This window comes from Qipengyuania profundimaris, assembly GCF_030717945.1.
Lineage (GTDB): Bacteria > Pseudomonadota > Alphaproteobacteria > Sphingomonadales > Sphingomonadaceae > Qipengyuania > Qipengyuania profundimaris.
The window spans coordinates 1781579-1804555 of the sequence record NZ_JAVAIM010000001.1 but is presented as its reverse complement, the minus strand read 5'-3'; the positions used below and the strand labels follow the sequence as shown (position 1 = coordinate 1804555).

Below are 22977 nucleotides of genomic sequence, written 5' to 3'. Positions count from 1 at the left end.
CCTCCATCTGCCATGAACGGCCCTCTGTAGGACAGGCTCACGCCCACTTGCCTCCGACCGCCCGGACGGGGCGCGGCTTGTCGTCGTCGCCCAGCATCACGAATTTGAAGGTACCGCTCGCCACCTTGGTCTCGGCTTCGCCATTGCGCTCGCGGGCGAGAGCTTCGGCGGCGATGGTCAGCGAGGTGTTGCCGGTGGCGAGGATCTCGCAATAGACCGACAGCTCGTCGCCCACGGCCATTGCGCCGGGGAAGGCGAAATCGGTGGCCGAGACGACCACCGCCTTGCCCTTCCCCTCCCGGCTCGCAAGCGATCCTGCGCCTAGCGCCATCTGGCTCATCAACCAGCCGCCGAACACCCCGCCATAGGGGTTGAGGTCGGTCGGCATCGCGGTGATGCGGATGAGGGGGGAGCGGTCAGACATTTCTAGGTTCCAACCGATGCGAGACCCATGCCCAAGAATATGAGGCCGCTAAACCAGCGGCTAGGCCGATTGCAATCAACACTGGAGGAAAGGGACGAGGCATCGTGAGCAATGCGCCGAAACTAGCTGCACCCAAGGCTCCAAGCACTCCGCCAACCAGAACGAATGGCAGACGATGATTTCGGCCCCAGCTACGATATCCGAAAGCCATGTAAGGAAGGCCGGCTAGTATAAACACAGGCAAGGAAAATACTGCCGAAACCTTGAGCCCCAGCTCTACGGCCGCCCAATCAAGAGACCGAACTCCGCCGGGGAATGAACCCCACCAGAGAATGATTAGAGCAGCAATTAGGACTGACACGCCGTAGCTCGTTAGCACTTTGACCAAAGGTCTGCCCACCGACATCGTGTCAAACCACCAGCCCCATCGGGTTCTCGCACAGCTGCTTGAACGCCTCCATCAGCTGCGCGCCGTCGGCGCCGTCGATAGCGCGGTGGTCGAAGGAGCCGCTGGCGGTCATCACGGTCGCGACCTGCAGTGCGCCGTCGACCACATAGGGGCGCTGCTCGCCTGCACCAACGGCCATGATCATGCCCTGCGGCGGGTTGATGACCGCGTCGAACTGCTTGATGCCGAACATGCCGAGGTTGGACAGGCTGGCCGTGCCGCCCTGGTATTCATGCGGCTGCAGCTTCCCCTTGCGCGCTTTCTCCGCAAGCTCCTTCATCGAGGTGCTGATCGCGGCGAGGCCCTTGGTATCGGCTTCGGTAATGATCGGGGTGATGAGGCCGGTCGGCGCGGCGACGGCGACCGACACGTCGGCGCGCTTGTAGCGATGGATCGTGTCGCCCTGGAAACTGACATTGCATTGCGGCACGCGCATCAGAGCGCGGGCCAGCGCCTTGATCAGCAGATCGTTGACCGACAGCTTGACCCCGTCTGCCTCCAGCCCGGCGTTGAGCTGCTTCCGCAGGTCGAGCATCGCATCCAGCCGCACGTCCACGGCGAGGTAGTAATGCGGGACCTGCTGTTTGCTTTCGGTCAGGCGGCGGGCGATGACCTTGCGGACATTGGTGAGCTTTTCTTCCTCGTAAGGCGCGCCGTATTCGCTTTCGGCCGGCGTCTTGCTGGGTGTGCGCGGTTCGGCCATTTCGGCGGTCGCGTCTTGCTTGGCGGGAGCGGCAGCCTTGCCCCCTTCCGCGCCTTCGACATCGGCCTTCACGATGCGACCGCGCGGGCCGGAGCCGGTGACGCTGGCGAGATCGACGCCCTTCTGCTCGGCAATGCGGCGCGCAAGCGGCGAGGCGATGATGCGCTCTCCGCTGTCGTCTCTCGGCGCGGCGGGGGCTTTTGTATCGACTTCGACCGGAGTGCGGGCGGGCTCGGCAGTTTCACGGCGAGTGGCCTTGGCGGGTTCGGCCTTCGCCTCGGGTGTTTCCTCGGCGGCATCTTCTCCAGCAGCCTCATCCCCTTCCGGAGCAGCCGCGGCTGCCTCGTCCAGATCTTCGCCCTCTTCCGCGAGCATCGCGATGACGGTGCCGACCTTCACACCCTCGCTTCCCTCGTCCACCGCGATCGAGGCGATCGTGCCTTCGTCCACGGCTTCGAATTCCATCGTCGCCTTGTCGGTCTCGATCTCGGCCATGATGTCGCCGGCTTCCACCTTGTCGCCCGGCTTCACCAGCCACTTGGCGAGCGTGCCCTCCTCCATGGTGGGCGACAGGGCGGGCATCTTGATCGGCGTGGGCATGTTTACGTTACGTCCTCGCTGGGGAGAGAGTTCGCCCGCACCTCTGGCCAAAATGGCACGGGCAAGCAAGGTCCTTGCGCAGAATACGAATTACAAGATAGGCCCGCGTGCGAGAGAGGGGACTTTGGATGCGTATCTATCTGGTCGTGATGGACGAAACCGAGGAGGCGAAGCGGGCGCTGCGTTTCGCCAGCCTGCGCGCCTACAAGACCGGGGGGACCGTGCACATACTGGCGCTCGTGCCGCAGCAGACATTCAATGCCTTCGGCGGAGTGCAGGCGACGATCGAGCAGGAAGCGCGCGACCGGGCGGAGGTGATGGCCAACTCCGCCGCGGGCAATATTTTCGGCGAGATGGGCAAGATGCCGACCATCGCCGTGCGCCCCGGTCCACCCGCCGACGTCATCCGCAAATATATCGAGGAGCACGGCAATATCGCCGCGCTCGTCCTCGCGACCAGCGCGGAAGGTAATTCCGGCCCTTTGGTCAATCACTTTGCGGCGACGGCGGGAAATCTGCCCTGCCCCCTTTACCTGATCCCCGGCGGCATCTCGAAAGACGAGCTGGACGCGCTGGCCTGACCACTCAGGTCAGCGTGCCGCGTGTGGGGTAGCCTTCGTCAATTGAATAGGTCAGGCCTTCGAGCAGGTCGTCGAGATCGGGCCGCGTAAACGGCGCGCTCTGGACCACGGCCAGATGCAACGTCCCGTCGGGCTTCACCAGGAACAGGCCGGGTTCGGAGAATTTGTCCGGCTCCTCGCTGCCGTCGCGTTTCTCGCTGATATAGAGGCCCCATTCGCGGGCCTTTTCCTCGGTGAGCGAGTGCGCGATCGGCAAGTCGTGGGTCTCCCACTCCTCATGCGCAACGGCGGCACGCTCGGGGCTGTCCATGCTGACCGAGAACACGTTGATCCCCTTGTCGGTAAAATCGGACAATCGCCCGCCGAGCTGGGTCAGGTACTTCTTGCAAATGGGGCAATGCTTGCCGCGATAGAACACCAGCATGGTGTAGTTCTCGGGCTCCTGCTTCGACAGTTCGAAGCGTGCATCGATAGTCAGCGGCAGGTCGAGATCGGGCACTTTCTGGCCGGGGATAAGCTGGGGCATGATGTCTCCTTTTAGAGCATCAATGACCCCTGCCCCGGCCCGTTCCGAAGCTACTTCTTGCGGCCCTGATGGCGGATGTTGCCGGGCCGCCCCCGCTTGCCCTGATCGTGCTTCTGGCGGGGTGTGCCCTTGCCTTTCTTGGACCCGTTCTTGGGAGCCCCCTTGCGCTGGTGCGAGCGCTTCTTCGGCTCGGCGCGATTGCCGCGACTTTCGACACCCTGCCCGTCGCTGTGGGGCACTTCGAACTTGAGCGCGCCGGTCAGCGCATTGGCCTCGGCCAGCTTGAGCTTCAACCGGTCGCCGACGGCATACTCGGTCCCGCTTTTCTCGCCGACAAGCTTCTGAGCCTTCTCGTCATAAGTGAAATATTCGCGGCCCAGCGTGCTGACCGGGACCAGCCCGTCGCCGCCCAGCTTGTCGATGGTGGCGAAGAAGCCGAAGCCTTGGACGCCGGTAATCCGCGTGTCGAAGGTCTCGCCGACACGGCCCGAGAGCCATGCGGCAACATAGCGGTCGATCGTATCGCGCTCTGCTTCCATTGCGCGCCGTTCGGTCTGGCTGATGGCGTCGGTGATCTGGCTGAGCGCCGTCTTGTCGCGATCGGACAGGCCCGAGCCTTCCGGCAGGTCCAGCTTGGGCTTCGGCTGCTCGAGCTTGTAGGCATCCACCAGCGCACGGTGGACCAGCAGGTCGGCATAGCGGCGGATCGGCGAGGTGAAATGCGCATAGCTGCCAAGCGCAAGGCCGAAGTGCCCAGCATTGGCCGGACCGTAATAGGCCTGCGTCTGGCTGCGCAGCACCGCTTCCATGATCAGCGCCTTTTCCGCCGGATCGGAAATGTCCTTCATCATGCGATTGAACAGGCCCGGGGTGATGACCTGGCCCATGGCGAACTTGCGGCCCTGGCTGGCGAGATACTCCTTGAACGCGAGCAGCTTCTCGCGGCTCGGCGTCTCGTGAACGCGATACACGACCGGCGCATTCTTCGCCTCCAGCGCCTTGGCCGCGGCGACATTGGCGGCGATCATGAAGTCCTCGACCACGCGGTGCGCATCGAGCCGTTCACGCACGGCGATCTCCTCGATTACGCCCTCATCGTTCAGCTTGACCTGCCGCTCGGGCAAGTCGAGGTCGAGCGGGTCGCGCGCCTCGCGTGCCTTGTAGAGCAGCTCCCATGCGCCCCACAGGTTCTGCAGGTAGTCCGGCGCATCGCCGGCATCGATGGCCGCCTGCGCATCCTCGTAAGCGATGTTCTTCGCCAGCCGCACGATGGCACGGGTAAAGCGCCAATCGGTGACCTTGCCCTCGGGAGAAATGCGAATGTGGCAGGCCATGGCCGCACGATCGACATCCTGCTTCAGGCTGCAGACGTCGGCGCTCAGCACCTCCGGCAGCATGGGCACGACCCGGTCGGGGAAATAGACCGAATTGCCGCGCTTCCGCGCCTCGCGGTCGAGCTGGCTGCCCGGGCGCACGTAATAGCTGACGTCGGCGATCGCGATGATAGCGCGGTAGCCGCCCTTGCCGTCGGGCTCGGCCCAGATGGCGTCGTCGTGGTCGCGTGCGTCCGCGGGGTCGATGGCTACGATGGGGACATCGCGCAGGTCCTCGCGGTGATCCTCGCTGAGTGGCAGATCGACCGCGCGCTCAGCCTCTTCGATGACTTCGCGCGGGAAGATATGCGGGATGCCATGCTTGGCGATGGCGATCAGACTGAAGGCCTTGGGCGCCAGAGGATCGCCGACGACCTCGACCACCTTGACCTTGGAGCGAGGGGACTTGCCCATGCGCTCGGCCAGCACGAGCTCGCCGACCTCGGCTTCGCCGACATCGCCGATGGGCGAGGAATCGCGCACCTTCTTGTCGACAGGCGCGAGCCAGTAATTGCCGCTGCCGTCCTTCTCCACCACGCCCATCAGGCCTTCGGTGCGGGCGGGCAGCTTCTTGATCGGCGTCGCGCGCCAGCCGCGTTCGGTTTCCTCGTTGCGCGCAAGAATGCGATCGCCGCGCTTGAGCGCAGCCATCTTCTTGCTTTCCTTGACCATCAGGCGCGGCGGCTTTTCCTTGCTGTCGGGCGCCCAGTTTTCGGGCTCCGCGACCGGTTCACCATCCTCGATGGCGACGATCTTGAGCACGGTAACCTTAGGCACGCCACCCATGCGGTGATAGGCGGTGCGCTTGCCGTCGATCAGGCCTTCCTCCGCCATGTCCTTGAGGCGCTTTTTCAGCGCGATCTTTTCCTGTCCCTTGAGGCCGAATGCCTTGGCGATCTCCCGCTTGCCGGCAGGCGTTTCGGAGGTCTGGATGAATTCGAGTATCTGTTCGTTGCTCGGCAGGCCTTTCGGCTTCCGATGTTTGTTCTGTTTTGTCATGCGCGCCATATGGGGATGGGTTTACTCGGTTTCATCCTCTGGCTGCTCCACAGGTTCGAAAGCGCCGCCCGGAACCGCGCTGGCATATGGCGAGCAATAACTGCCGGATGCGCAGGCCCGGACACCGAACAACCAGTCGTCGCCGCGCAATGGGGCGGTATAGCTTATTTCGGCATTGTCCTGCGCGGTCGCCGGCCCGGTGTGAGGAACGGTGGCCGCATCGTCGCGCCAATAAGATTCATCGGTCCGGCGTTTCGCGACTGCATAGGTACCTGCACCTGGCACCGGCAGCCATTTGATTTCTGTATCCACCCGCACGGCAGCATCTGCCGCCGGTTCCGGCGGCATCGGCGCATTGGCCAGCGCATGCAGCGCCCGCACATTCAGTTGCGATGCGCGTGTCAGGTAATCGAAATCCAGCTCTTCGACCGTATCACCATATGTCACGCCGTCCTCCGTGCGCAGGTCCTGATGCTGGTGCTCGTAGTCCTCGACCGCCACGGTGATGCGTACGGCGGGGTAGCCCTTGTCGAGGAAGGGTATCTGGTCGCCGCCGCGTCCCATCCGGTCGGTGCGCCAGATCTGCCGCACCTGCATGCCGTCGGGATGCTTTTCTGCCAGTTCCGCCAGCCAGCGGGACAGGTTGCGGCCCGGGCTGTCGTTCTCGCCGCCGAAGCGACGCTGGAGTGCGCGCAGTTGTGCGGTCGAATCCGCGCGCAGGCCTTCCGAGAACACGCGAACGTGTTGCGCATCGCACACGCCATCGGAGCCGCAGCTATTGCCGATCATGTCGTTGTTGAGCACTGCCTTGACGGTCAGGCCCTCTGCCTCGACCCAGTCGGCTAGGATCTGCGCCCCGTACAGCCCCTGTTCCTCCCCGGTGAGAAGTGCATAGACGATCGTCGAGGGATATTCGCGCTGCGAAAGGATGCGCGCAGCTTCGAGGATCATCACGCTGCCCGAACCATCGTCGTTAGCACCGGGTGCATCGTCGGAAGCATTGAGCGGATCGGTGACGCGGCTGTCGTAATGGCCTTGCACGATGATGATCTCGTCCGGCCGCTCAGTCCCGCGCTGGATGGCGACCGCGTTGCGGACAAGCGTCGGCTCGGGAATACGCCGTCCGTCGGCTTCCACGATACGCTCGACCGATTGCACGTCGAGGCAATTGCCGCAGTTCGCCCCGATCCTGCGGAATTCGTCGAGCGCCCAATCGACCGCGGCTCCGATCCCGCGTTCCGGATCGGTCTGGCTGGACAAGGTATGCCGCGTTCCGAAGCTGACGATGGTGTCCATGTCGGCGCGCAGGCGTTCTTCGGATACCTCCAGCGCCGGGTCGGCCTCCTGCGCTGCGAGCGGTGTGGTGGCGGAGAGGGCGGCGAACAGGGCGAGTTTTTTCATGACCGAAGCTCTCGGCCAAACCCGCCGTCAAATCAAGCTAGTAAGCCTTCGCCAGCAGGACGCGCTCGACAGCCGGTTCGCCAGTGAAGATGCACGAGCCATCGACCGGCGCGGCGTCCATCGGCACATTGCGGATCGTCAGCTTATGCTCCTTGAGCCGCTCGACCACCTTTTCCAGCGCTTCTCCGGTCGGTTTGGACCACTGGACCTCGACCCAGCCGGGATATTTCGACGCTGCGAAATGCTGCTCGACCTGGGCGAAATCGGCCACGCCGCGCGTAAGGTTCTCGTCGCGCCGCTCGCCGGCCGCCGTCAGCAGCGATGCCTGCATGTCGGCGAGAATGTCGGGAACGGTCTGGCCCGCGACCTCGCGAGTAGGCGTCTGGAAAGCAGGCTTGCCGCTATCCGCGTCCCACAGGCGGTCGCGGCGCAGCAGGCTCACGACGCCATTGTCCATGTCGCGTCCGCCGACCTCGATGATGACCGGCGCGCCCTTGCGAACGTAGTCCCAACGCTTGGCCGCGGCCTTGCCGGGCCGGGTGTCGAGGAGGACACGCAGCGGCTCGCCCAGCACATGCTGGCTGGCGAGCGTTGCGCGCAGGGCCTCGCAATAGTCGATTAGCGCTTCGTCCTCAGGCTTGTCGCGCAGCATCGGCAGGATGACGACCTGCTGCGGTGCGATTTTCGGCGGCAAGCAAAGGCCGTCGTCATCGCCATGCGTCATGATGACGCCGCCGACCATGCGGGTCGAAACGCCCCAGCTGGTTGTGTGGCAAAGGCTCTCGCTGCCTTCCCTGTTCTGGAACTTGATGCCGGAGGCCTGCGAGAAATTGGTCCCGAGATAGTGGCTGGTGCCGGCCTGCAGGGCCTTGCCGTCCTGCATCATCGCCTCGATCGACCAGGTCTCGACCGCACCGGGGAAACGCTCGTTCTCGGGCTTTTCGCCCGCGACCACCGCCAGCGCCAGATCCTCGTCGGCGAAGGCGCGATAGACCTCGAGCATCCGCAGCGTGTGTTCCTTCGCCTCGGCTTCGTCGGCATGGGCCGTGTGGCCTTCCTGCCATAGGAATTCGCTGGTGCGCAGGAACATGCGGGTGCGCATTTCCCAGCGCACGACATTGGCCCACTGGTTGAGCTTGAGCGGAAGGTCACGCCAGCTCTGCACCCAGCGCGCCATGGCATCGCCGATGATGGTTTCGGACGTCGGACGCACGACCAGCGGCTCTTCCAGCTTGGCTTCGGGATCGGGAATCAGTCCTCCGTCCTTGCCTGCGATCAGGCGATGGTGCGTGACGACAGCCATCTCCTTGGCGAAGCCTTCGACATGCTCCGCTTCGCGTTCGAAATTCGAGAGCGGGATGAAGATCGGGAAATAGGCGTTGTCGTGCCCGGTCGCCTTGATCCGGTCGTCGAGCAGGCGCTGCATGCGCTCCCAGATGCCGTAGCCCCAAGGGCGGATGACCATGCATCCGCGAACGCCGGATTCCTCGGCCATTTCGGCGGCGGAAATGACTTCCTGATACCAGGCTGCGAAATCGTCGGCGCGCTTGGTGTTCAGGGCATGGCGGATCTGGGCCACGGGCGTTCCTCGGGAGCTATGGGTGTAAAGGCGCGCGGGCCGATGCCGCTATTTGGACAGTTCGTCCAGCTTCTTCTGCATGGCCGCCATCTGCTCGCGCATCTGGGCGAGTTCGTCGGTCTGCTCCGGTTTAACCTCCTTCGCGCCTGTCTTGCGGGTGCCTGGGATGAAGGCTTCTGCGGCGTTCTGCATCATCTTGAAGTTGGCTTCCGCCATCTTGGCGAGCGGGTTGGCCTCGATGCCCTTGGCGAAGGCTGCCTGCAACTGTTCGCGGTTCTTCCGGAAGTTTGCCATGCTCGCTTCGAGATAGCTCGGCATCATCGACTGCATGGAATTGCCGTACATGCTGATGAGGTCGCGCAGGAAGCTGACCGGCAGCATCTGCGTGCCGTGACTTTCTTCCTCGACGATAATCTGCGTCAGGATGGTGTGGGTGATGTCGTCCCCGCTCTTCGCGTCGAGCACCTGGAAATCGACATTCTCGCGGACCATCTTCGCCAGGTCGTCGAGCGTGATGTAGCTGCTGGTGTCGGTGTTGTAGAGCCGCCGGTTGGCGTATTTCTTGATGATGATCGGCTCGCCCTCGGCGGTACGTTTGGCCATCCTTGCATGCTCCCCGAATTGTGCAGTGCGGAGGAAGGCTTAGCACGTGCAAAAACGGCAGCGCAACATGACGCAAAGGTCAACCGAAGCGGTGTCCCAGAACGGTCAGCAATTCATATTGGGAAAGAGAGGTTTGCCGCGCAGCATCGGGCAGGTGATAGGGTAGCGAGACCCAGTCCCCCTCACCGATCTCGGGAGCGTCGGTGAGGTCCAGCACGATCATATCCATCGAGACCTTGCCGAGGATGGGAAGGTGCTTGCCGCCCTCTTCGAAATGCGCCCCGCCCCAGTTGCGCAGAATCCCGTCGGCATAGCCTAACGACACGACTCCGACACGCATCGCCGAAGAAGCCGTGAAGGTCGCATTGTAGCCGACGCTTTCACCCGCTTCGATCTGCCGGGTCTGGATGATCCTCGCTTGCGGAAAGGCGACCTGCCGGATGGTATCGGCGAGTTCCGGCCGAGGTACGCCTCCGTAGAGCGCAAGGCCGGGCCGGGTAAGATCGAACGAGAACTTGCTCCCGAGCGCCACGCCTGCGCTGTTGGCCAGGCTGGTCTCACGATGCGCAACTTTGTTCATGACTTCGCGAAATGCGCCGAGTTGGGCCGTGTTCTTGTCGCTGTCCTCATCGGCACAGGCGAGATGGCTCATCAGGACTTCGACCGACAAGGCCTGGATGGCAGGGTCGCTTGCCTCGCCGAGCGAGATGCCGAGGCGATTGATGCCCGTATCCACCATCAGATGGCACGGGCCGCCGCCGCCCTCGGTCCAGATCTGCGCTTGGCGGAGGCTGTCGATGACCGGCCGCACGCCGGTGGCTCTCGCGTACTCCGCCTCTGCGGCGCACCCGACACCGTGCAGCACCGAAAGTTGCTCGGCAGGTACATGTTCCAGAACCGCGGGGACCTCGGACCAATGCGCCACGAAGAAATCCCGGCATCCGGCGTTGCGCAGGACCGGTACGCAGGTATTCGCGCCAAGACCGTAGCAATCCGCTTTCACCGCCGCACCTGCCCGCGCCGGACCTGAAAGACGGTCGAGCGCGCGCCAGTTCTGCGCGAGGGCATCCTTGTCGATATGCAGCCGCAGGGTGGGCGGAGGCCGGTCAGCCATGCGCGTCTTCGAAGTCCTTCGGCGGGCCGTCGGGAATGCCCCACCATGCGACCAGCAGGCCGAAGGCAACGACCGCAATCGTATACCAAAGGCCGGAATAGGCGTTACCCGTCATGGCCACGATATAGCCCGCGATCAGCGGCAGGAATCCGCCGAGATAGCCTGCGCCGATGTGGTAGGGGATGGACATCGAACTATAGCGGATCTTGGCCGGAAACATCTCGCACAGCAGCGCCGCGACCGAGCCGTAGGTCAGGGCCGACAGCATGCCGAGAACCAGCAGAAGTGCGATGATTCCGATGATGCTCGTCAATGGCGGGGTCTGCCGCTCGAAATTGTAGCCCTGCTCTTCCAGCCAGCCTTGGATCGTCGCCCGGCGATCGCTGTCGCCGACCTCGGCGTACTCATAGGGCTGCGTCCCGATCGCGACCGATTGGGCAGAGCCCGCGCCGATGTCGTAGGGCACCCCTAGCGCCGTGAGATCCTGCAAAACCCGGCCGCAACTGCTCGCCTGCACTTCGGCGAAGGGATCGTAGTCGCATGCTTCGCCCGTCACCACCACCGGCGCGGCATTCGCGCTGGCATTCAACCCCGGATTGGCGAGCGCGCCGATGCCCCAGAACACCGGGAACAGCAGGACCAACGAAAGGGCTGCCCCGATGATGATCGGTTTCTTGCGCCCCACCCTGTCGGACCATTTGCCGACCACGAGGTAGAACGCCATCGATATCGAACCGGCGATCAGCAGCATCCATTCGACGACATTCTCTTCGACCCGCATCGGGCCGCGCAGGAACGACAGGCCGGAGAAAAAGGCTGTGTACCAGATCGTTGTCAGGACGCCGGTAATGCCGAACAGAGCCACGAAAATGCGCTTGCCGTTGCCGGGATAAGTCAGGCTTTCCTTGAACGGATTGGCGGAGGTCTCGCCGGCTTCTTTCATCGCCTGGAACACCGGGCTTTCGGACAGCTTCAATCGCATCCAGAGCGAAATGCCGAGGAGGACGATCGAGAGCAGGAACGGAATGCGCCAGCCCCAGGCCGCGAAATCGTCTGCCGGGATGAACGCGCGGCACGCGATGACCACGATGATCGAAAGCACGAAGCCGCCGACCACGCTGGCCTGGATGAAACTCGTGTAGAAGCCGCGCTTTTCCGGCGGGGCATGTTCGGCGACGTAGATCGCCGCGCCGCCATACTCGCCGCCCAGCGCAAGGCCTTGCAGAATGCGCAGGCCAATCACGATGATCGGCGCTACGATCCCGATGCTTGCCGCGCTGGGGATCAGACCCACGCCGGCAGTCGCCACGCCCATCAGCGTGACGGTCACGAGGAATGTGTATTTGCGTCCCAGCCGGTCGCCGAGGAAGCCGAACAGGACGGCACCAAGCGGCCGAAAACCGAAGCCGACGGCAAAGCCAGCCCACACGAGGAGGATTTCGAGGGTCTCGTTATCGCTGGGAAAGAAGGCCGCGCCGATCAGCGCAGCGAGAGTACCGTAGATGAAAAAGTCGTACCACTCGAAGATGGTCCCCGCCGAACTCGCTGCGATCACGAGACGGATTTCCTTGTCGGTCGGTTCCCTTTGCAAGGCGGTTGTGCCCCCGGACATGCGTCGCTCCCCAATTGCCCTTTTGCGCTGTTTGCCCGGGTTTAGCGGGAGGCTGTTTCCTTGGAAAGCGCGTCCAGCGCAGCTCTCCACGGCAAGAGGATCGCTTCGTGACGGCCTTGATGCGGCAGCGCCGGTTCGAGCATGCCTAGGCGCGGCCAGTCCGGCAGCTCGCCCCCAGACGACAACCACGCAGCGATGCTCCGCTCCGCCGCCTCTAGGTCTGCGAAGTTCCTGCCGACTGCGTCGCCCGCAAAGATCGCCGCGGCTGCCTGGCCGACCGCGCAGGCTCTCACCTTCATGCCGATACTGGATATCGCGCCAGCACCATCGATCGTGCAACCGATGGCCAGCGTGCTGCCGCATGTGCGCGAACGCACTTCGCCCGAATGCGGTGCATGAGGATCGAGAGAAATATCCGCCAATTCGACCGCAAGGGCGAGCATTTGCGGGGAATAGAGCGTGGTTCGCGATGCCGCTGTCATTCGGCGTCGGCGGCCTCTTCCCCGCGAAGGCGAGCGCGCCTCTCTGCCAGAACGTCGGACAACGATCGCGAGCCGGCATCGACGAGCTCGTAGCTGCGAGCGGTCGTGATCCATGCCGGGCGACCCTTGTAGCCCCAGATGTCGTCGTAGCCGAGCACCAGCAGGGAGAAAGCGACCACGGCGATTATGATGCCCTTGATCGCTCCAAAACCGAAGCCCAGCACGCGATCGATCGGTCCGAGGACTGTTCCGCTCGAAGCGGAACTGGCGTTATTGGCAATGACCTTCATAGCCGCATAGGGGATCAGCAGCAGGATGGTGAAGGCGAGCAGCGTCGTGGTGATCCCGGAGCCCAGATAATCCTGCATTGCGAGCGTCAGCGGCGTATGCAGGTACTTGATCGCGAACACCGCAAGCACCCAAGCGGCCAGCGAGAAGAACTCCTGCACGAAGCCGCGCATGAAACCTCCGACCGCCGCAACGCCGACGATGAATAGGACGATGAGATCGAAACCCGTCATGACCGGGCAGAGAATTATGCGCTGCCCATCACCCGGTCAACGAGGTTGGCGAGTTGTCCCAAACCCTTGTAATCGAGTGTGACATCCTTGCCTTTGGTATCGACCGGTCCGAACCCGCGCTCGAAACCGAGTTTCGCCGCCTCACGCAGGCGCAAACCACCATGCGCGACGGCACGAATTTCCCCGGCAAGGGAAACTTCGCCGAGCCAGACGCTACGATCCGGCAAAGGCTTGTCGGCAAGGGCGCTCACCAATGCCGCGGCTACCGCAAGGTCGGCCGCCGGATCGGACAAGCGATAGCCGCCCGCCACGTTGAGATAGACTTCCGCCGAACTGAAATTGAGGCCGCAGCGCGATTCGAGCACCGCCAGCAGCATGGCGAGGCGTCCGCTGTCCCAACCGACGACCGCGCGGCGCGGCGTTGCGCCCGATTGCAACCGCACGATCAGCGCCTGGATCTCCAGCAGCACCGGTCGCGTCCCTTCGATGGCCGGGAACACCGCGCTGCCCGCCATCGGCTCGTCCCGCCCCGAAAGGAATAGCATCGAGGGATTGGCAACCTCCTCCAGCCCCTCGCCCGCCATCGAGAACACGCCGATCTCGTCCACCGCGCCAAAGCGGTTCTTGAGGGCGCGCAGGATGCGGTACTGGTGGCTGCGCTCGCCCTCGAAGCTCATCACCACATCGACCATGTGTTCCAGCACGCGCGGCCCGGCGATATTGCCGTCCTTGGTGACGTGGCCCACCAGCACCAGCGCGACGTCGTTTTCCTTGGCGTAGCGTATCAGCTCGAACGCGCAGCCACGCACCTGGCTGACCGTACCCGGCGCGCCCTCGATCGTGTCCGAATGCATCGTCTGGATGGAATCTATCACGAGGAAGCTCGGCGCTTCCATCTGACCCAGCGTGGTCAGGATATCGCGCACGCCGGTCGCCGCAGCGAGCTTGACCGGCGCATCGGACAGTCCGAGGCGCGCCGCGCGCATGCGGACTTGCCCGGTCGCCTCTTCGCCGCTGACATAGACGACACCCCTTCCCTCGCGCGCGATCTTACCGGCGGCCTGCAGCAGAAGGGTCGATTTGCCGATGCCGGGATCGCCGCCCATCAGGATCGCCGATCCGGGCACCAGTCCGCCGCCAAGTGCGCGGTCGAACTCGGCCAGGCCGGTGGGTTGGCGTGTCGGCAGCGCACCCGGCTTGTCGAGATCGACAAATTCTACCGCCCGGCCGCCGCTGGATAGGTCGTGCTTCAGCGAGAAGACCGTCGCCGGCGCATCCTCGGTCAGCGTGTTCCACTCGGCGCAATCGCCACATTGGCCCTGCCAGCGGTGAGAGACACTGCCACAGGCTTGGCAGACATAGCGTTTCTTGGGCTTGGCCATGTGCGCTTGCTAACCAGAACATTTGCGGAACGCAATTGCCATCTGCGATGCAGCAGTGCAAACCGGACGCGATGCGCCAGAAAGAGTTACGCATAGCGCTGGTCTGTTATGGCGGGGTAAGCCTGGCGGTCTACATGCACGGCGTCACGCGGGAGCTGTGGCAGTTGGCGCGGGCAAGCCGCGATTTCCACAGCGAGAATGCACCGCGCAGCGGGGTCGATGCGGTCTATCGCCGCCTGTTCGAGCAGATGGAGGAGTGCCACGACCTGCGGTTGCGGGTGCTGCCGGATATAATGAGCGGCGCGAGTGCGGGCGGGATCAATGCCGTGTTCTTGGCGCAGGCGATCTATTCCGGCCAGTCGCTAGAGCCATTGACCGATCTGTGGCTGGAGGTGGCCGATGTCGACGAGCTGGTCGATCCTGAGGCCAAGCCGAACTGGCGGCTTTCGAAGATCTGGGCGCAACCGTTTGCCAATTGGCTGCTCAGCAGGCCGGGGAGCGATATTGCAGACACGGTCGCACCGGAGACGCGGCGCGAGGTCGAGCGCAAGGTATCGCACCTGATCCGCGGCCGCTGGTTCGAACCGCCGTTTTCGGGACTGGGCTTTTCGCGGCTGCTGGAACGGGCGTTTGCGGCGATGGAGCAGACACGCGCCGAAGCGCCATTGCTCCCGCCGGGCCACCCACTCGATCTTTATGTCACGGCAACCGATTTTCACGGACACATGGAGCTGCTGCATCTCAACAGTCCGCCGGTGGTCGAGGATACCGAGCACCGCATGCCGATTTCCTTCCGCGAGAAAACGCCGACGCACGGCGGCGAGGGGCTGGCCAATCCGCTCGAACTTGTGTTCGCGGCGCGGGCGACGGCCAGCTTTCCCGGTGCCTTCCCGCCGCTACGCCTTGACGAAATGGATGCACTATCGGACGCGAGCGGGCGCAGCTGGCCAGGGCGGGATGCCTTCCTGGACCGCATCATGCCGGTGCATGTGATGCGCGAAACCACTGATCACGTATCGCTGATCGACGGGTCGGTGCTGGTCAACAAGCCCTTTGCCGGCGCGATCGGTGCGTTGCGGGGCCGTCCAGCTCAGCGTGAGGTCGATCGCCGTTTCATCTATGTCGATCCGCGGCCCGACCGGTTCGGCAAGCCCGATGGCGGGAAACACGAGCCGGTCGGTTTCTTCTCCGCCATCTTCGGTTCGCTTTCGACCATCCCGCGTGAGCAGCCCATCCGCGACAATCTGGAGCAACTCGAGGACCAGACGCGCGAGGCGGAGCGGATCGGGCGCATCGTCTCGTCTTTGCGACCGGAGGTCGAAGCAACGGTCGAAAAACTGTTCGGCCGCACGCTGTTCCTGGACCAACCCACTCCGGCGCGTCTCGGAAACTGGCGGCGCAAGGCGCAGCAGGCGGCGGTGGAACAGGCGGGATATGCGTTTCATTCCTACGCGCAGGCTAAGCTGAGCGGGATTGTGCAACGGCTCGCTCGCCTTACGATGGCGGCCGCACCGCGCCTGGCGTTGGACGATGCCGGACCGATCGAGGCGGTCCTGCGAGCCGAATTGCACCGGCGCGGGCTCGACATGTTGTCTTTGCCCGGAGGCGGTGCGACCCCGCAGGCCATCGCCTTCTTCCGCGAGCACGATATCGGTTTTCGCATCCGCCGCCTGCGCTTGCTTGCCCGCAGGTTGGCTCGCGATTGGGAAGCCGATCCGGAGATTCCCGACGAGGCGCTGCAGCAAGCCCGGGACACGGTCTATGCGATCCTGTCCCTGTATTTCGAGAAGGAGGGCACCGCCGCGCTCGGGCCGGCCTTCGAAGGCGTCGCCGAGCAGGTTCTGGCCGATCCCGGCACGCTGCTGGACATGCTCGATGCCAAACGGCTGTTGCCGGAGATCGACGACCGGGCGGAGGTTATGCTGGCCGAGGCGCTGGAGCAAATGCCCAAGAACCTGCGGCGGCGCATGCTCTTCGCCTATCTCGGCTTTCCATTCTACGACACGGCCACTCTAGCCCTGTCGCGCAACGAGGGACTGACCGAATTCGATGTTGTGAAAGTCGACCGGATCAGTCCGGACGATGCTCGCAGTATTCGCGAAGGTGGTACGCAAGGGACCTTGCGCGGGATCGAGTTCTACAATTTCGGAGCATTCTTCAGCCGCGCCTATCGCGAGAACGATTACCTATGGGGCCGCCTCCACGGGGCCGAGCGGATGATCGACATCGTTTGCTCCACCATGCCCGAGCCCCTGCCCGACGGGGCGTGCCGCGAATACAAGCGCGACGCTTTCCACGCGATCCTCGACGAGGAGCTTGTCGCCGGGCGCTGCTCGGTCAGGTTGATCGATCAGCTCCGCCGCGAAGTGAGCGAGCGCCTGCCTTAGTCGCGCATTTCAAGGCTGCGGTACACGGCTCTTGCGAACCCGTCGGCATCGATGAACCCTTCGCCGCGATCGAAGCTTGCGAGCGGCTGCGTCGCGACGGCCTGTTCAAGGCTCATTCCCTCATCCTTCAAAGCGCGGACCCGATCGACTGCCTGCCCGATCATCGTGCGGTAAGCGACGAGCTCGGACTTGTTCGACACCGGACCGTGGCCGGGGATCACTACCGTCTGGTCGTCGATCATGCGGATCACCGCATCGAGCGAGTTCATCGCGTCGATCACGTTCCCGCCCGATGCCGTGTCGATGAAGGGGAAGCCGGGGATATTGAAATAGAGGTCGCCCATGTGGACGACATTGGCGCCGTGCCACATGACCACGCTGTCGCCATCGGTATGGCCGCCGCCGACGAACATCACATCCGTGCGATAACCGTTCAGATGCATGCTGACGCCCTGTCCATAGGTCACGACCGGCAGGGCTACCTTGGCGGCCGGAGCGATCGGGTTTTCGCCCTCCCGTCCGTCGGCGAGGCGCGCACGGACATTGTGATGAGCAAAGATAAGCGCGCCCTTCTCGCCGAGGTTTTCGTTCCCGCCCGTGTGGTCGCCGTGCCAATGCGTGTTGATCACATAATCGACCGGCTGCGCGCCGAGCCCTGCAATCGCCGCTTCGATCTTTGCCGTTAGGGGGGCGAACTGGTCGTCGATCAGGACCGTGGCGTCCTCGCCGTGACTGACCCCGATATTGCCGCCTGCGCCGAACAAGACGGCGATACCGGGCGCGACTTGCTCGGCAGTGATCTCGACCTCGTCGAAATTGCGTTGGGCGGACAAAGGCGCGGCCACCAGCGCGATGGCACCGGCAGCGCATGCGAAAAATTTGGTCATGGCAGTCTCCCTTGGGGCCTTGGTAGAGCCAGCCGGGAGAGCTGTCGAGCTAGCCGCCGAGCGCGGTTTTCAGCTTGTCGAAGAAGCCGCGGCTTTCGGGGCATTCGTCGCCGGTCTCGGTCTCGCGAAATTCCTCGAGCAACGCGCGCTGCTCCTTGCTGAGCTTCGTCGGCGTCTCGACGGCAATTTCGACGACCAGATCGCCACGGCCCCGACCCTGCAACACCGGCATGCCCGCGCCGCGCTGGCGCAACTGCTTGCCGGACTGGATGCCTGCCGGGATCTCGATCGTCACCTCGTCGCCGTCGATGTTCGGAATCTCGATCGAACCGCCGAGTGCGGCCTTGGTGAAGCTGATCGGCACGCGGGTGGCGAGCGTGGTGCCTTCGCGCTGAAAGATCTGGTGTGGCTTCACGTGGACGAAAATGTAGAGATCGCCCGGAGGCGCACCGCGCGGACCTGCTTCGCCCTTTCCCGACAGACGGATGCGCGTACCGGTGTCGACGCCAGGCGGAATGTCCACCTCGAGCTTTTGCGCCCGGTCGACCCGCCCTTCCCCGCGGCAATCGCGGCAGGGTGAGGTGATGACCTGCCCGCTGCCGTGGCAGTTTGGGCATGGCCGCTCGACCACGAAGAAGCCCTGTTTGGCGCGGACCTGCCCGCGGCCGTTGCACAGGTTGCATGTGCGGGCCTGCGTACCGGGCGTGGCGCCAGAACCGTGGCAGGTGTCGCAATTCTGCGAGACTTCGATTTCCAGCTCGGTCGACTTGCCGTGGAAAGCGTCCTCGAGATCGACCTGCATATCGTAGCGCAGGTCCGCCCCGCGCCGTGCCTGGGCGCGACCGCCGCCGCCGAAGGCGCTGCCGAAGATCGTCTCGAAAATATCGCCGATGTCGCCGAAATCCGCGCCGGGATGCCCGCCGCCCGGGCCGCCGTTCTGGAAGGCGGCATGGCCGAAGCGGTCGTAAGCCGCCCGCTTCTGCGGATCCTTGAGGCAATCGTAGGCAGCGCTCACCGCCTTGAACTTCGCCTCGCTCTCGGTGCAGCCCGGATTGCGGTCCGGGTGATGCTTCATCGCGAGCTTGCGATAGGCGCTCTTGATCGTTGCGCCGTCCGCATCGCGGGACACACCGAGCAATTCGTAGAAATCGATTTCAGTCGCTGACATTGTTTTCCCTACCCAAAATCATACCGCCACCGGAGCGTGCAAGCACCGGTGGCGGGTCGATTTTCATCAGCGATCAGTTCTTCGAGTCTTCGTCGACTTCCGAGAATTCGGCGTCGACCACCTCTTCGTCGTCCGAGCCGGCATCCGCAGCGGCGTCGCCATCCGGAGCCGCCGAGGCGTTCGCCTGTTCCTGCTCATAGATCGACTGGCCCATCTTCATGGCAGCTTGGGTCAGCTCCTCGGCTGCCGAGTTGATGGCGGCCGGATCGTCGCCCTCGAGCGCGGTCTTGGTCGCAGCAAGCTTTGCCTCGACGTCGGACTTGAGCGACGCGTCTATCTTGTCGCCATGCTCCTCGAGTTGCTTTTCGGTCGTGTGCACCAGGCTGTCGGCCTGGTTGCGCGCTTCCGCGCTCTCGCGACGCTTCTTGTCCTCTTCGGCGAACTTCTCGGCATCCTGGACCATCTGGTCGATGTCGGAGTCCGACAGACCGCCCGAGGCCTGGATGCGGATTTGCTGTTCCTTGCCCGTGCCCTTGTCCTTGGCGGACACATTAACGATGCCGTTGGCGTCGATGTCGAACGTCACCTCGATCTGCGGCACGCCGCGCGGCGCGGCAGGAATGCCGACAAGGTCGAACTGGCCGAGCAGCTTGTTGTCCGCCGCCATTTCGCGCTCGCCCTGGAAAACGCGGATCGTCACGGCCTGCTGATTGTCTTCGGCCGTCGAGTAGGTCTGCGTCTTCTTGGTCGGGATCGTGGTGTTGCGATCGATCATGCGGGTAAACACACCGCCGAGCGTTTCGATACCGAGCGACAGCGGGGTCACGTCGAGCAGCAGCACGTCCTTGACGTCGCCCTGCAGGACGCCAGCCTGGATAGCTGCACCCATGGCCACGACTTCATCGGGGTTCACGCCGGTGTGCGGCTTCTTGCCGAAGAACTCCTCGACCACTTCGCGCACCTTGGGCATGCGGGTCATACCGCCGACGAGGACAACTTCGTCCACGCCGCCCTTGTCGATGCCGGCATCGGCCAGCGCCTTCTTGCATGGCTCCAGCGTGCGCTTGATCAGGTCGCCGACCAGCTGCTCAAGCTTCGAACGCGTGAGCGTTTCGACGAGGTGGAGCGGAGTGGTCGCGCCGCCTTCCATGCGCGCGGTGATGAAGGGCAGGTTGATCTCGGTCTGCGCCGAACTCGACAACTCGATCTTGGCTTTTTCCGCCGCTTCCTTGAGACGCTGAAGAGCGAGCTTGTCGGTCTTCAGGTCCATGTTTTCCTTCTTCTTGAACTCTTCCGCGAGGTACTCGACAATCGCGCTGTCGAAGTCCTCACCGCCCAGGAAGGTGTCGCCATTGGTCGACTTCACTTCGAAGACGCCGTCGCCGATCTCGAGGATCGAGACGTCGAAGGTGCCGCCGCCGAGGTCGTAGACGGCGATGGTCTTGCCGTCTTCCTTATCCATGCCATAGGCAAGCGCAGCCGCAGTCGGCTCGTTGATGATGCGCAGCACTTCGAGGCCGGCGATCTGGCCGGCGTCCTTGGTGGCCTGGCGCTGGGCGTCGTTGAAGTAGGCCGGAACGGTGATGACCGCCTGCTTCACGTCTTCGCCGAGATAGCTTTCGGCGGTTTCCTTCATCTTCTGCAGGATGAAGGCGGAAACCTGGCTGGGCGAATATTCCTCGCCGCCCGCTTCGACCCACGCATCGCCGTTCTTGCCCTTGACGATGTCATAGGGGACGAGATCCATGTCCTTCTTGGTGGTCGGATCATCGAACCGCCGGCCGATCAGGCGCTTGATCGCAAACAGCGTGTTGTCCGGGTTGGTAACGGCCTGGCGTTTGGCAGGCTGGCCGATCAGGCGCTCGTTATCCTTGGTGAAGGCGACGATCGAAGGCGTCGTGCGTGCGCCTTCCGAATTCTCGATGACCTTGGGCTTGCCGCCGTCCATCACGGCGACGCAGGAGTTGGTGGTGCCGAGGTCGATACCGATTACTTTAGCCATGGTTTCCCCATCAATTGCTTCGTTGGACACCGCTCTGTCGGTTCCCCGCTACGGGCGGAACCACTCGGCGGCTCGTTCGAGTGGTGGTGTGTTAGGTGTGTTACGCACGGGATATAGGAGCGGTTTTGCTTGGCACAAGGGACCCCCGCGGCTAGTTTTCAAAGCTTGTTGGACACGGAGGCCAATCCATGAATTTCGCGCGTTTCGCCCCTTATGCTGTTGCCGTCGCGGCCTTTTCGGTCGCTGCCTGCTCCGATGGCGGAGATGCCTCGCAAACCGCGGCAGAGGCGAACCCAACAGGCCTGGAAGTGACCGATGCGCGGCTCGTGCTGCCGGCCGTGTCCGGCAATCCAGCGGCGATCTATTTCGAACTGACCAATGCCAGCGAGCGCAATGTCGCCATCCGAAGCGCGTCTGTGGAAGGCGCCAGCAGCGCCCAGATCCATGATACGACGGAGTGGAGCGGTGAGATGGTCATGGGCGAGATGGGGCCGCTGACTCTGAACGCGGGCGACAGTGCGAGTTTCGAACCGGGCGGCAAGCATGTCATGGCCTTCGATCTCGACCCCGCGCTGGAAGCAGGCGGCAGCACGGCGATGACGCTGACGGTCGCGGGTGGCAAATCGATGACCACCGATGTCGAGATTGTCGCTGCCGGGGCTGATCGCTGAGCGGACCGACCGACACGCTTGGGCTGGAAAGCCATGCGGATGAGAGCGCGGCGGCCTGTCCTGCCGGGGGCGAACGCCCGCTCACGCCCGGCGAAATCACGCTGGCACGCACCGTGTTCGGCGATACCATCGATTACGACCGGGTCACGATCAAGCGCCGCAAGTGGTTTCCGTTTCAGCCGCGCCGGGTCACCATGGCCCCGCGCGGCCACCTGCACTTCCATCCTCATAGCGAAGCCTATTGCGACGATTTCAGCACCGCGAGCCTGACGCGGCAGGGCCTTTTCATTCACGAACTGGTCCACGTCTGGCAGGTCCAGACCAAGGGCCGCTGGTATCTCGTCACCCGCCGCATGCCTTGGGCCCGCTACGATTATGCGCTGAAGCCCGGATGGGGGCTGGAGCGGTACGGGATCGAACAACAGGCCGAGATCGTCAAGCACGCCTTCTGGCTGAGGAACGGTATGCGGGTCGCAGGCGCACCCGATGTTTCGGCCTACGACCTTCTCGTCAGGTTTCGCGGAGCAGCGCAGGCGTGACCAATTTCGAGTTCGTATTCATTCTCTACGCCCTGCTGCTCGGCCTCTCGCTGATCGAATTGCTCGCCGGGCTTGGCCATGCGTTGGAGCTTAAATTTGCCAGCGATGCCGGTGGGACGACATTCACGATCGGGTGGTTGACTCCCGCACTGGCGATCTTCGTGATGCTGGACCTGCTCAGCTTCTGGATTTTCGCGTGGCGATTGCAAGATCGGATTACCGTCGACGCGCTATCGCTGCTCGCGGTGATGGCCTTCGCCTCATCCTATTATCTCGCCGCGCGCCTCGTATTTCCTTCAGAGCCCGACCGGTTCACCGATCTTGATACTCACTACGCGCGGGTCAAGCGCGTGGTAATGGTCATCCTGATCGCCCTTGTGCTCGTGCAGTGGGCATATCTCCTGTCGCTCCCCGATTTGCGCGATAGCTTGTTGAGCCCACTTTCGATCGGATTGACGGTGCTTCTTGTCGGATTGATGGCTGCAGTGGCGGTGGTCAGCTCGGTGAAGGCCAATCTGGTGCTGCTCGCACTGCTTATCGCCCGCTACCTCGTCGTTTACGCCATCTGACGATCATGCGAAAAAGCCGCACCTCGTCGCAGAGATGCGGCTTTTGCGCTGATTGAGCAGTAGATCTTACCAGTAGCGCGCGTAGCGATCGTCGTAGCGGCAATCGTCGTCCACATAGCGGCCATCGCCATAATAACCGTCGCAGCGGTCGTTCTTGTCGGTGGCGTAACCGACCACGCCGCCGATGGCCGCTCCGGCGAGGGCATAGGTCTTGATATCTTCACCAAGGATTGCGCCTAATCCGGCGCCTGCTGCGGCACCGGCCGCAGCACCTTCCACGCCGTAGTTCTGCGCGCATGCGCCCAGCGAAAGGGTCGATAGCGCCAGCGCCGGCGCGAGCATGAGCTTCGTCTTCATGAATGTTCTCCGTCTTTCGTCCCCGTTGGAGACACTACGGAGAGGTGCG

The 22977-nt window shown here is 63.5% G+C and carries 21 protein-coding genes; 5 read left to right on the top strand and 16 right to left on the bottom strand.

The features are described from left to right. Positions 1-37: 37 nt before the first annotated feature. Together Q9K02_RS08910 and Q9K02_RS08905 are read right to left on the bottom strand one after the other, a co-directional pair. Positions 38-424 (bottom strand): acyl-CoA thioesterase, encoded by a 387-nt coding sequence (locus tag Q9K02_RS08910; protein WP_305932577.1) that lies wholly within the window; start codon positions 422-424, stop codon positions 38-40. Positions 425-834: 410 nt separating this feature from the next. Beyond that, positions 835-2175, bottom strand: a complete 1341-nt coding sequence (locus Q9K02_RS08905) for a pyruvate dehydrogenase complex dihydrolipoamide acetyltransferase (protein ID WP_305932576.1) — start codon at positions 2173-2175, stop codon at positions 835-837. Between the two features lie 128 nt (positions 2176-2303). On the opposite strand from Q9K02_RS08905, the gene Q9K02_RS08900 reads away from it, so the two are divergent. Continuing rightward, the gene (locus tag Q9K02_RS08900) at positions 2304-2756 is read left to right on the top strand and encodes a universal stress protein (RefSeq protein WP_305932575.1); all 453 of its coding nucleotides are present in this window, start codon (positions 2304-2306) and stop codon (positions 2754-2756) included. A 4-nt stretch (positions 2757-2760) separates the two neighbouring features. Here Q9K02_RS08900 and Q9K02_RS08895 read toward each other — a convergent pair whose 3' ends face one another. From Q9K02_RS08895 to radA, 10 genes are all read right to left on the bottom strand, one after another. Next, positions 2761-3282 carry a peroxiredoxin-like family protein gene (locus Q9K02_RS08895; RefSeq protein ID WP_305932574.1) on the bottom strand — a complete coding sequence of 174 codons (522 nt, stop codon included), beginning with the start codon at positions 3280-3282 and terminating at the stop codon, positions 2761-2763. A gap of 50 nt (positions 3283-3332) precedes the next feature. Beyond that, the gene (rnr, locus tag Q9K02_RS08890; RefSeq protein WP_305932573.1) at positions 3333-5663 is read right to left on the bottom strand and encodes a ribonuclease R; all 2331 of its coding nucleotides are present in this window, start codon (positions 5661-5663) and stop codon (positions 3333-3335) included. Between the two features lie 12 nt (positions 5664-5675). Further along, a complete protein-coding gene (locus Q9K02_RS08885) occupies positions 5676-7055 on the bottom strand; it encodes a M28 family peptidase (RefSeq protein ID WP_305932572.1) in 1380 nt (459 codons plus the stop codon). A gap of 37 nt (positions 7056-7092) precedes the next feature. Continuing rightward, positions 7093-8634 (bottom strand): proline--tRNA ligase, encoded by a 1542-nt coding sequence (proS, locus tag Q9K02_RS08880; RefSeq protein ID WP_305932571.1) that lies wholly within the window; start codon positions 8632-8634, stop codon positions 7093-7095. A gap of 48 nt (positions 8635-8682) precedes the next feature. Next, on the bottom strand, positions 8683-9237 hold the full coding sequence (phaR, locus tag Q9K02_RS08875) for a polyhydroxyalkanoate synthesis repressor PhaR (protein ID WP_305932570.1): 555 nt from the start codon (positions 9235-9237) through the stop codon (positions 8683-8685). Positions 9238-9316: 79 nt separating this feature from the next. Beyond that, positions 9317-10351: an alanine racemase gene (alr, locus tag Q9K02_RS08870; protein ID WP_305932569.1), complete on the bottom strand. Its 1035-nt coding sequence runs from the start codon at positions 10349-10351 to the stop codon at positions 9317-9319. Next, positions 10344-11963: an MFS transporter gene (locus Q9K02_RS08865; RefSeq protein ID WP_305932568.1), complete on the bottom strand. Its 1620-nt coding sequence runs from the start codon at positions 11961-11963 to the stop codon at positions 10344-10346. Before Q9K02_RS08865 ends, alr begins: the two co-directional genes overlap by 8 nt. A 41-nt stretch (positions 11964-12004) precedes the next feature. Beyond that, on the bottom strand, positions 12005-12445 hold the full coding sequence (locus tag Q9K02_RS08860) for an iron-sulfur cluster assembly scaffold protein (RefSeq protein WP_305932567.1): 441 nt from the start codon (positions 12443-12445) through the stop codon (positions 12005-12007). Further along, on the bottom strand, positions 12442-12966 hold the full coding sequence (locus Q9K02_RS08855) for a CvpA family protein (protein WP_305932566.1): 525 nt from the start codon (positions 12964-12966) through the stop codon (positions 12442-12444). Before Q9K02_RS08855 ends, Q9K02_RS08860 begins: the two co-directional genes overlap by 4 nt. A 14-nt stretch (positions 12967-12980) precedes the next feature. Continuing rightward, on the bottom strand, positions 12981-14348 hold the full coding sequence (gene radA, locus Q9K02_RS08850; RefSeq protein WP_305932565.1) for a DNA repair protein RadA: 1368 nt from the start codon (positions 14346-14348) through the stop codon (positions 12981-12983). 71 nt (positions 14349-14419) lie between these two features. Between radA and Q9K02_RS08845 the strand changes: the two genes are divergently transcribed. Next, positions 14420-16735, top strand: coding sequence for a patatin-like protein (locus tag Q9K02_RS08845; RefSeq protein WP_305932564.1), 2316 nt, complete (start codon positions 14420-14422; stop codon positions 16733-16735). Here Q9K02_RS08845 and Q9K02_RS08840 read toward each other — a convergent pair. The 3 genes from Q9K02_RS08840 to dnaK all read right to left on the bottom strand — a co-directional run bounded on the left by Q9K02_RS08840 (position 16732) and on the right by dnaK (position 20792). Beyond that, positions 16732-17622: an MBL fold metallo-hydrolase gene (locus Q9K02_RS08840; RefSeq protein ID WP_305932563.1), complete on the bottom strand. Its 891-nt coding sequence runs from the start codon at positions 17620-17622 to the stop codon at positions 16732-16734. The genes Q9K02_RS08845 and Q9K02_RS08840 overlap by 4 nt on opposite strands. A 49-nt stretch (positions 17623-17671) precedes the next feature. Beyond that, a complete protein-coding gene (gene dnaJ, locus Q9K02_RS08835) occupies positions 17672-18790 on the bottom strand; it encodes a molecular chaperone DnaJ (protein WP_305932562.1) in 1119 nt (372 codons plus the stop codon). 73 nt (positions 18791-18863) lie between these two features. Further along, positions 18864-20792: a molecular chaperone DnaK gene (dnaK, locus tag Q9K02_RS08830; RefSeq protein WP_305932561.1), complete on the bottom strand. Its 1929-nt coding sequence runs from the start codon at positions 20790-20792 to the stop codon at positions 18864-18866. A 188-nt stretch (positions 20793-20980) separates the two neighbouring features. Here dnaK and Q9K02_RS08825 point away from each other — a divergent pair, with 188 nt between their 5' ends. From Q9K02_RS08825 to Q9K02_RS08815, 3 genes are all read left to right on the top strand, one after another. Continuing rightward, positions 20981-21463, top strand: coding sequence for a copper chaperone PCu(A)C (locus tag Q9K02_RS08825; protein WP_305932560.1), 483 nt, complete (start codon positions 20981-20983; stop codon positions 21461-21463). A 113-nt stretch (positions 21464-21576) separates the two neighbouring features. Beyond that, the gene (locus Q9K02_RS08820) at positions 21577-22002 is read left to right on the top strand and encodes a vgr related protein (RefSeq protein ID WP_305932559.1); all 426 of its coding nucleotides are present in this window, start codon (positions 21577-21579) and stop codon (positions 22000-22002) included. Beyond that, positions 21999-22571, top strand: a complete 573-nt coding sequence (locus Q9K02_RS08815) for a hypothetical protein (RefSeq protein WP_305932558.1) — start codon at positions 21999-22001, stop codon at positions 22569-22571. The genes Q9K02_RS08820 and Q9K02_RS08815 overlap by 4 nt, the downstream gene beginning before the upstream one ends. A 66-nt stretch (positions 22572-22637) precedes the next feature. On the opposite strand, the gene Q9K02_RS08810 is transcribed toward Q9K02_RS08815, so the two are convergent. Continuing rightward, on the bottom strand, positions 22638-22928 hold the full coding sequence (locus Q9K02_RS08810; RefSeq protein WP_278328672.1) for a YMGG-like glycine zipper-containing protein: 291 nt from the start codon (positions 22926-22928) through the stop codon (positions 22638-22640). Positions 22929-22977 lie beyond the last annotated feature (49 nt).

Bases quoted from the DNA above. Each gene is read 5' to 3' on its own strand.
- Q9K02_RS08910 (WP_305932577.1), bottom strand. From the start codon at position 424: ATGTCTGACCGCTCCCCCCTCATCCGCATCACCGCGATGCCGACCGAC.
- Q9K02_RS08905 (WP_305932576.1), bottom strand. From the start codon at position 2,175: ATGCCCACGCCGATCAAGATGCCCGCCCTGTCGCCCACCATGGAGGAG.
- Q9K02_RS08900 (WP_305932575.1), top strand. From the start codon at position 2,304: ATGCGTATCTATCTGGTCGTGATGGACGAAACCGAGGAGGCGAAGCGG.
- Q9K02_RS08895 (WP_305932574.1), bottom strand. From the start codon at position 3,282: ATGCCCCAGCTTATCCCCGGCCAGAAAGTGCCCGATCTCGACCTGCCG.
- rnr (WP_305932573.1), bottom strand. From the start codon at position 5,663: ATGGCGCGCATGACAAAACAGAACAAACATCGGAAGCCGAAAGGCCTG.
- Q9K02_RS08885 (WP_305932572.1), bottom strand. From the start codon at position 7,055: ATGAAAAAACTCGCCCTGTTCGCCGCCCTCTCCGCCACCACACCGCTC.
- phaR (WP_305932570.1), bottom strand. From the start codon at position 9,237: ATGGCCAAACGTACCGCCGAGGGCGAGCCGATCATCATCAAGAAATAC.
- alr (WP_305932569.1), bottom strand. From the start codon at position 10,351: ATGGCTGACCGGCCTCCGCCCACCCTGCGGCTGCATATCGACAAGGAT.
- Q9K02_RS08865 (WP_305932568.1), bottom strand. From the start codon at position 11,963: ATGTCCGGGGGCACAACCGCCTTGCAAAGGGAACCGACCGACAAGGAA.
- Q9K02_RS08860 (WP_305932567.1), bottom strand. From the start codon at position 12,445: ATGACAGCGGCATCGCGAACCACGCTCTATTCCCCGCAAATGCTCGCC.
- Q9K02_RS08855 (WP_305932566.1), bottom strand. From the start codon at position 12,966: ATGACGGGTTTCGATCTCATCGTCCTATTCATCGTCGGCGTTGCGGCG.
- radA (WP_305932565.1), bottom strand. From the start codon at position 14,348: ATGGCCAAGCCCAAGAAACGCTATGTCTGCCAAGCCTGTGGCAGTGTC.
- Q9K02_RS08845 (WP_305932564.1), top strand. From the start codon at position 14,420: ATGCGCCAGAAAGAGTTACGCATAGCGCTGGTCTGTTATGGCGGGGTA.
- Q9K02_RS08840 (WP_305932563.1), bottom strand. From the start codon at position 17,622: ATGACCAAATTTTTCGCATGCGCTGCCGGTGCCATCGCGCTGGTGGCC.
- dnaJ (WP_305932562.1), bottom strand. From the start codon at position 18,790: ATGTCAGCGACTGAAATCGATTTCTACGAATTGCTCGGTGTGTCCCGC.
- dnaK (WP_305932561.1), bottom strand. From the start codon at position 20,792: ATGGCTAAAGTAATCGGTATCGACCTCGGCACCACCAACTCCTGCGTC.
- Q9K02_RS08825 (WP_305932560.1), top strand. From the start codon at position 20,981: ATGAATTTCGCGCGTTTCGCCCCTTATGCTGTTGCCGTCGCGGCCTTT.
- Q9K02_RS08810 (WP_278328672.1), bottom strand. From the start codon at position 22,928: ATGAAGACGAAGCTCATGCTCGCGCCGGCGCTGGCGCTATCGACCCTT.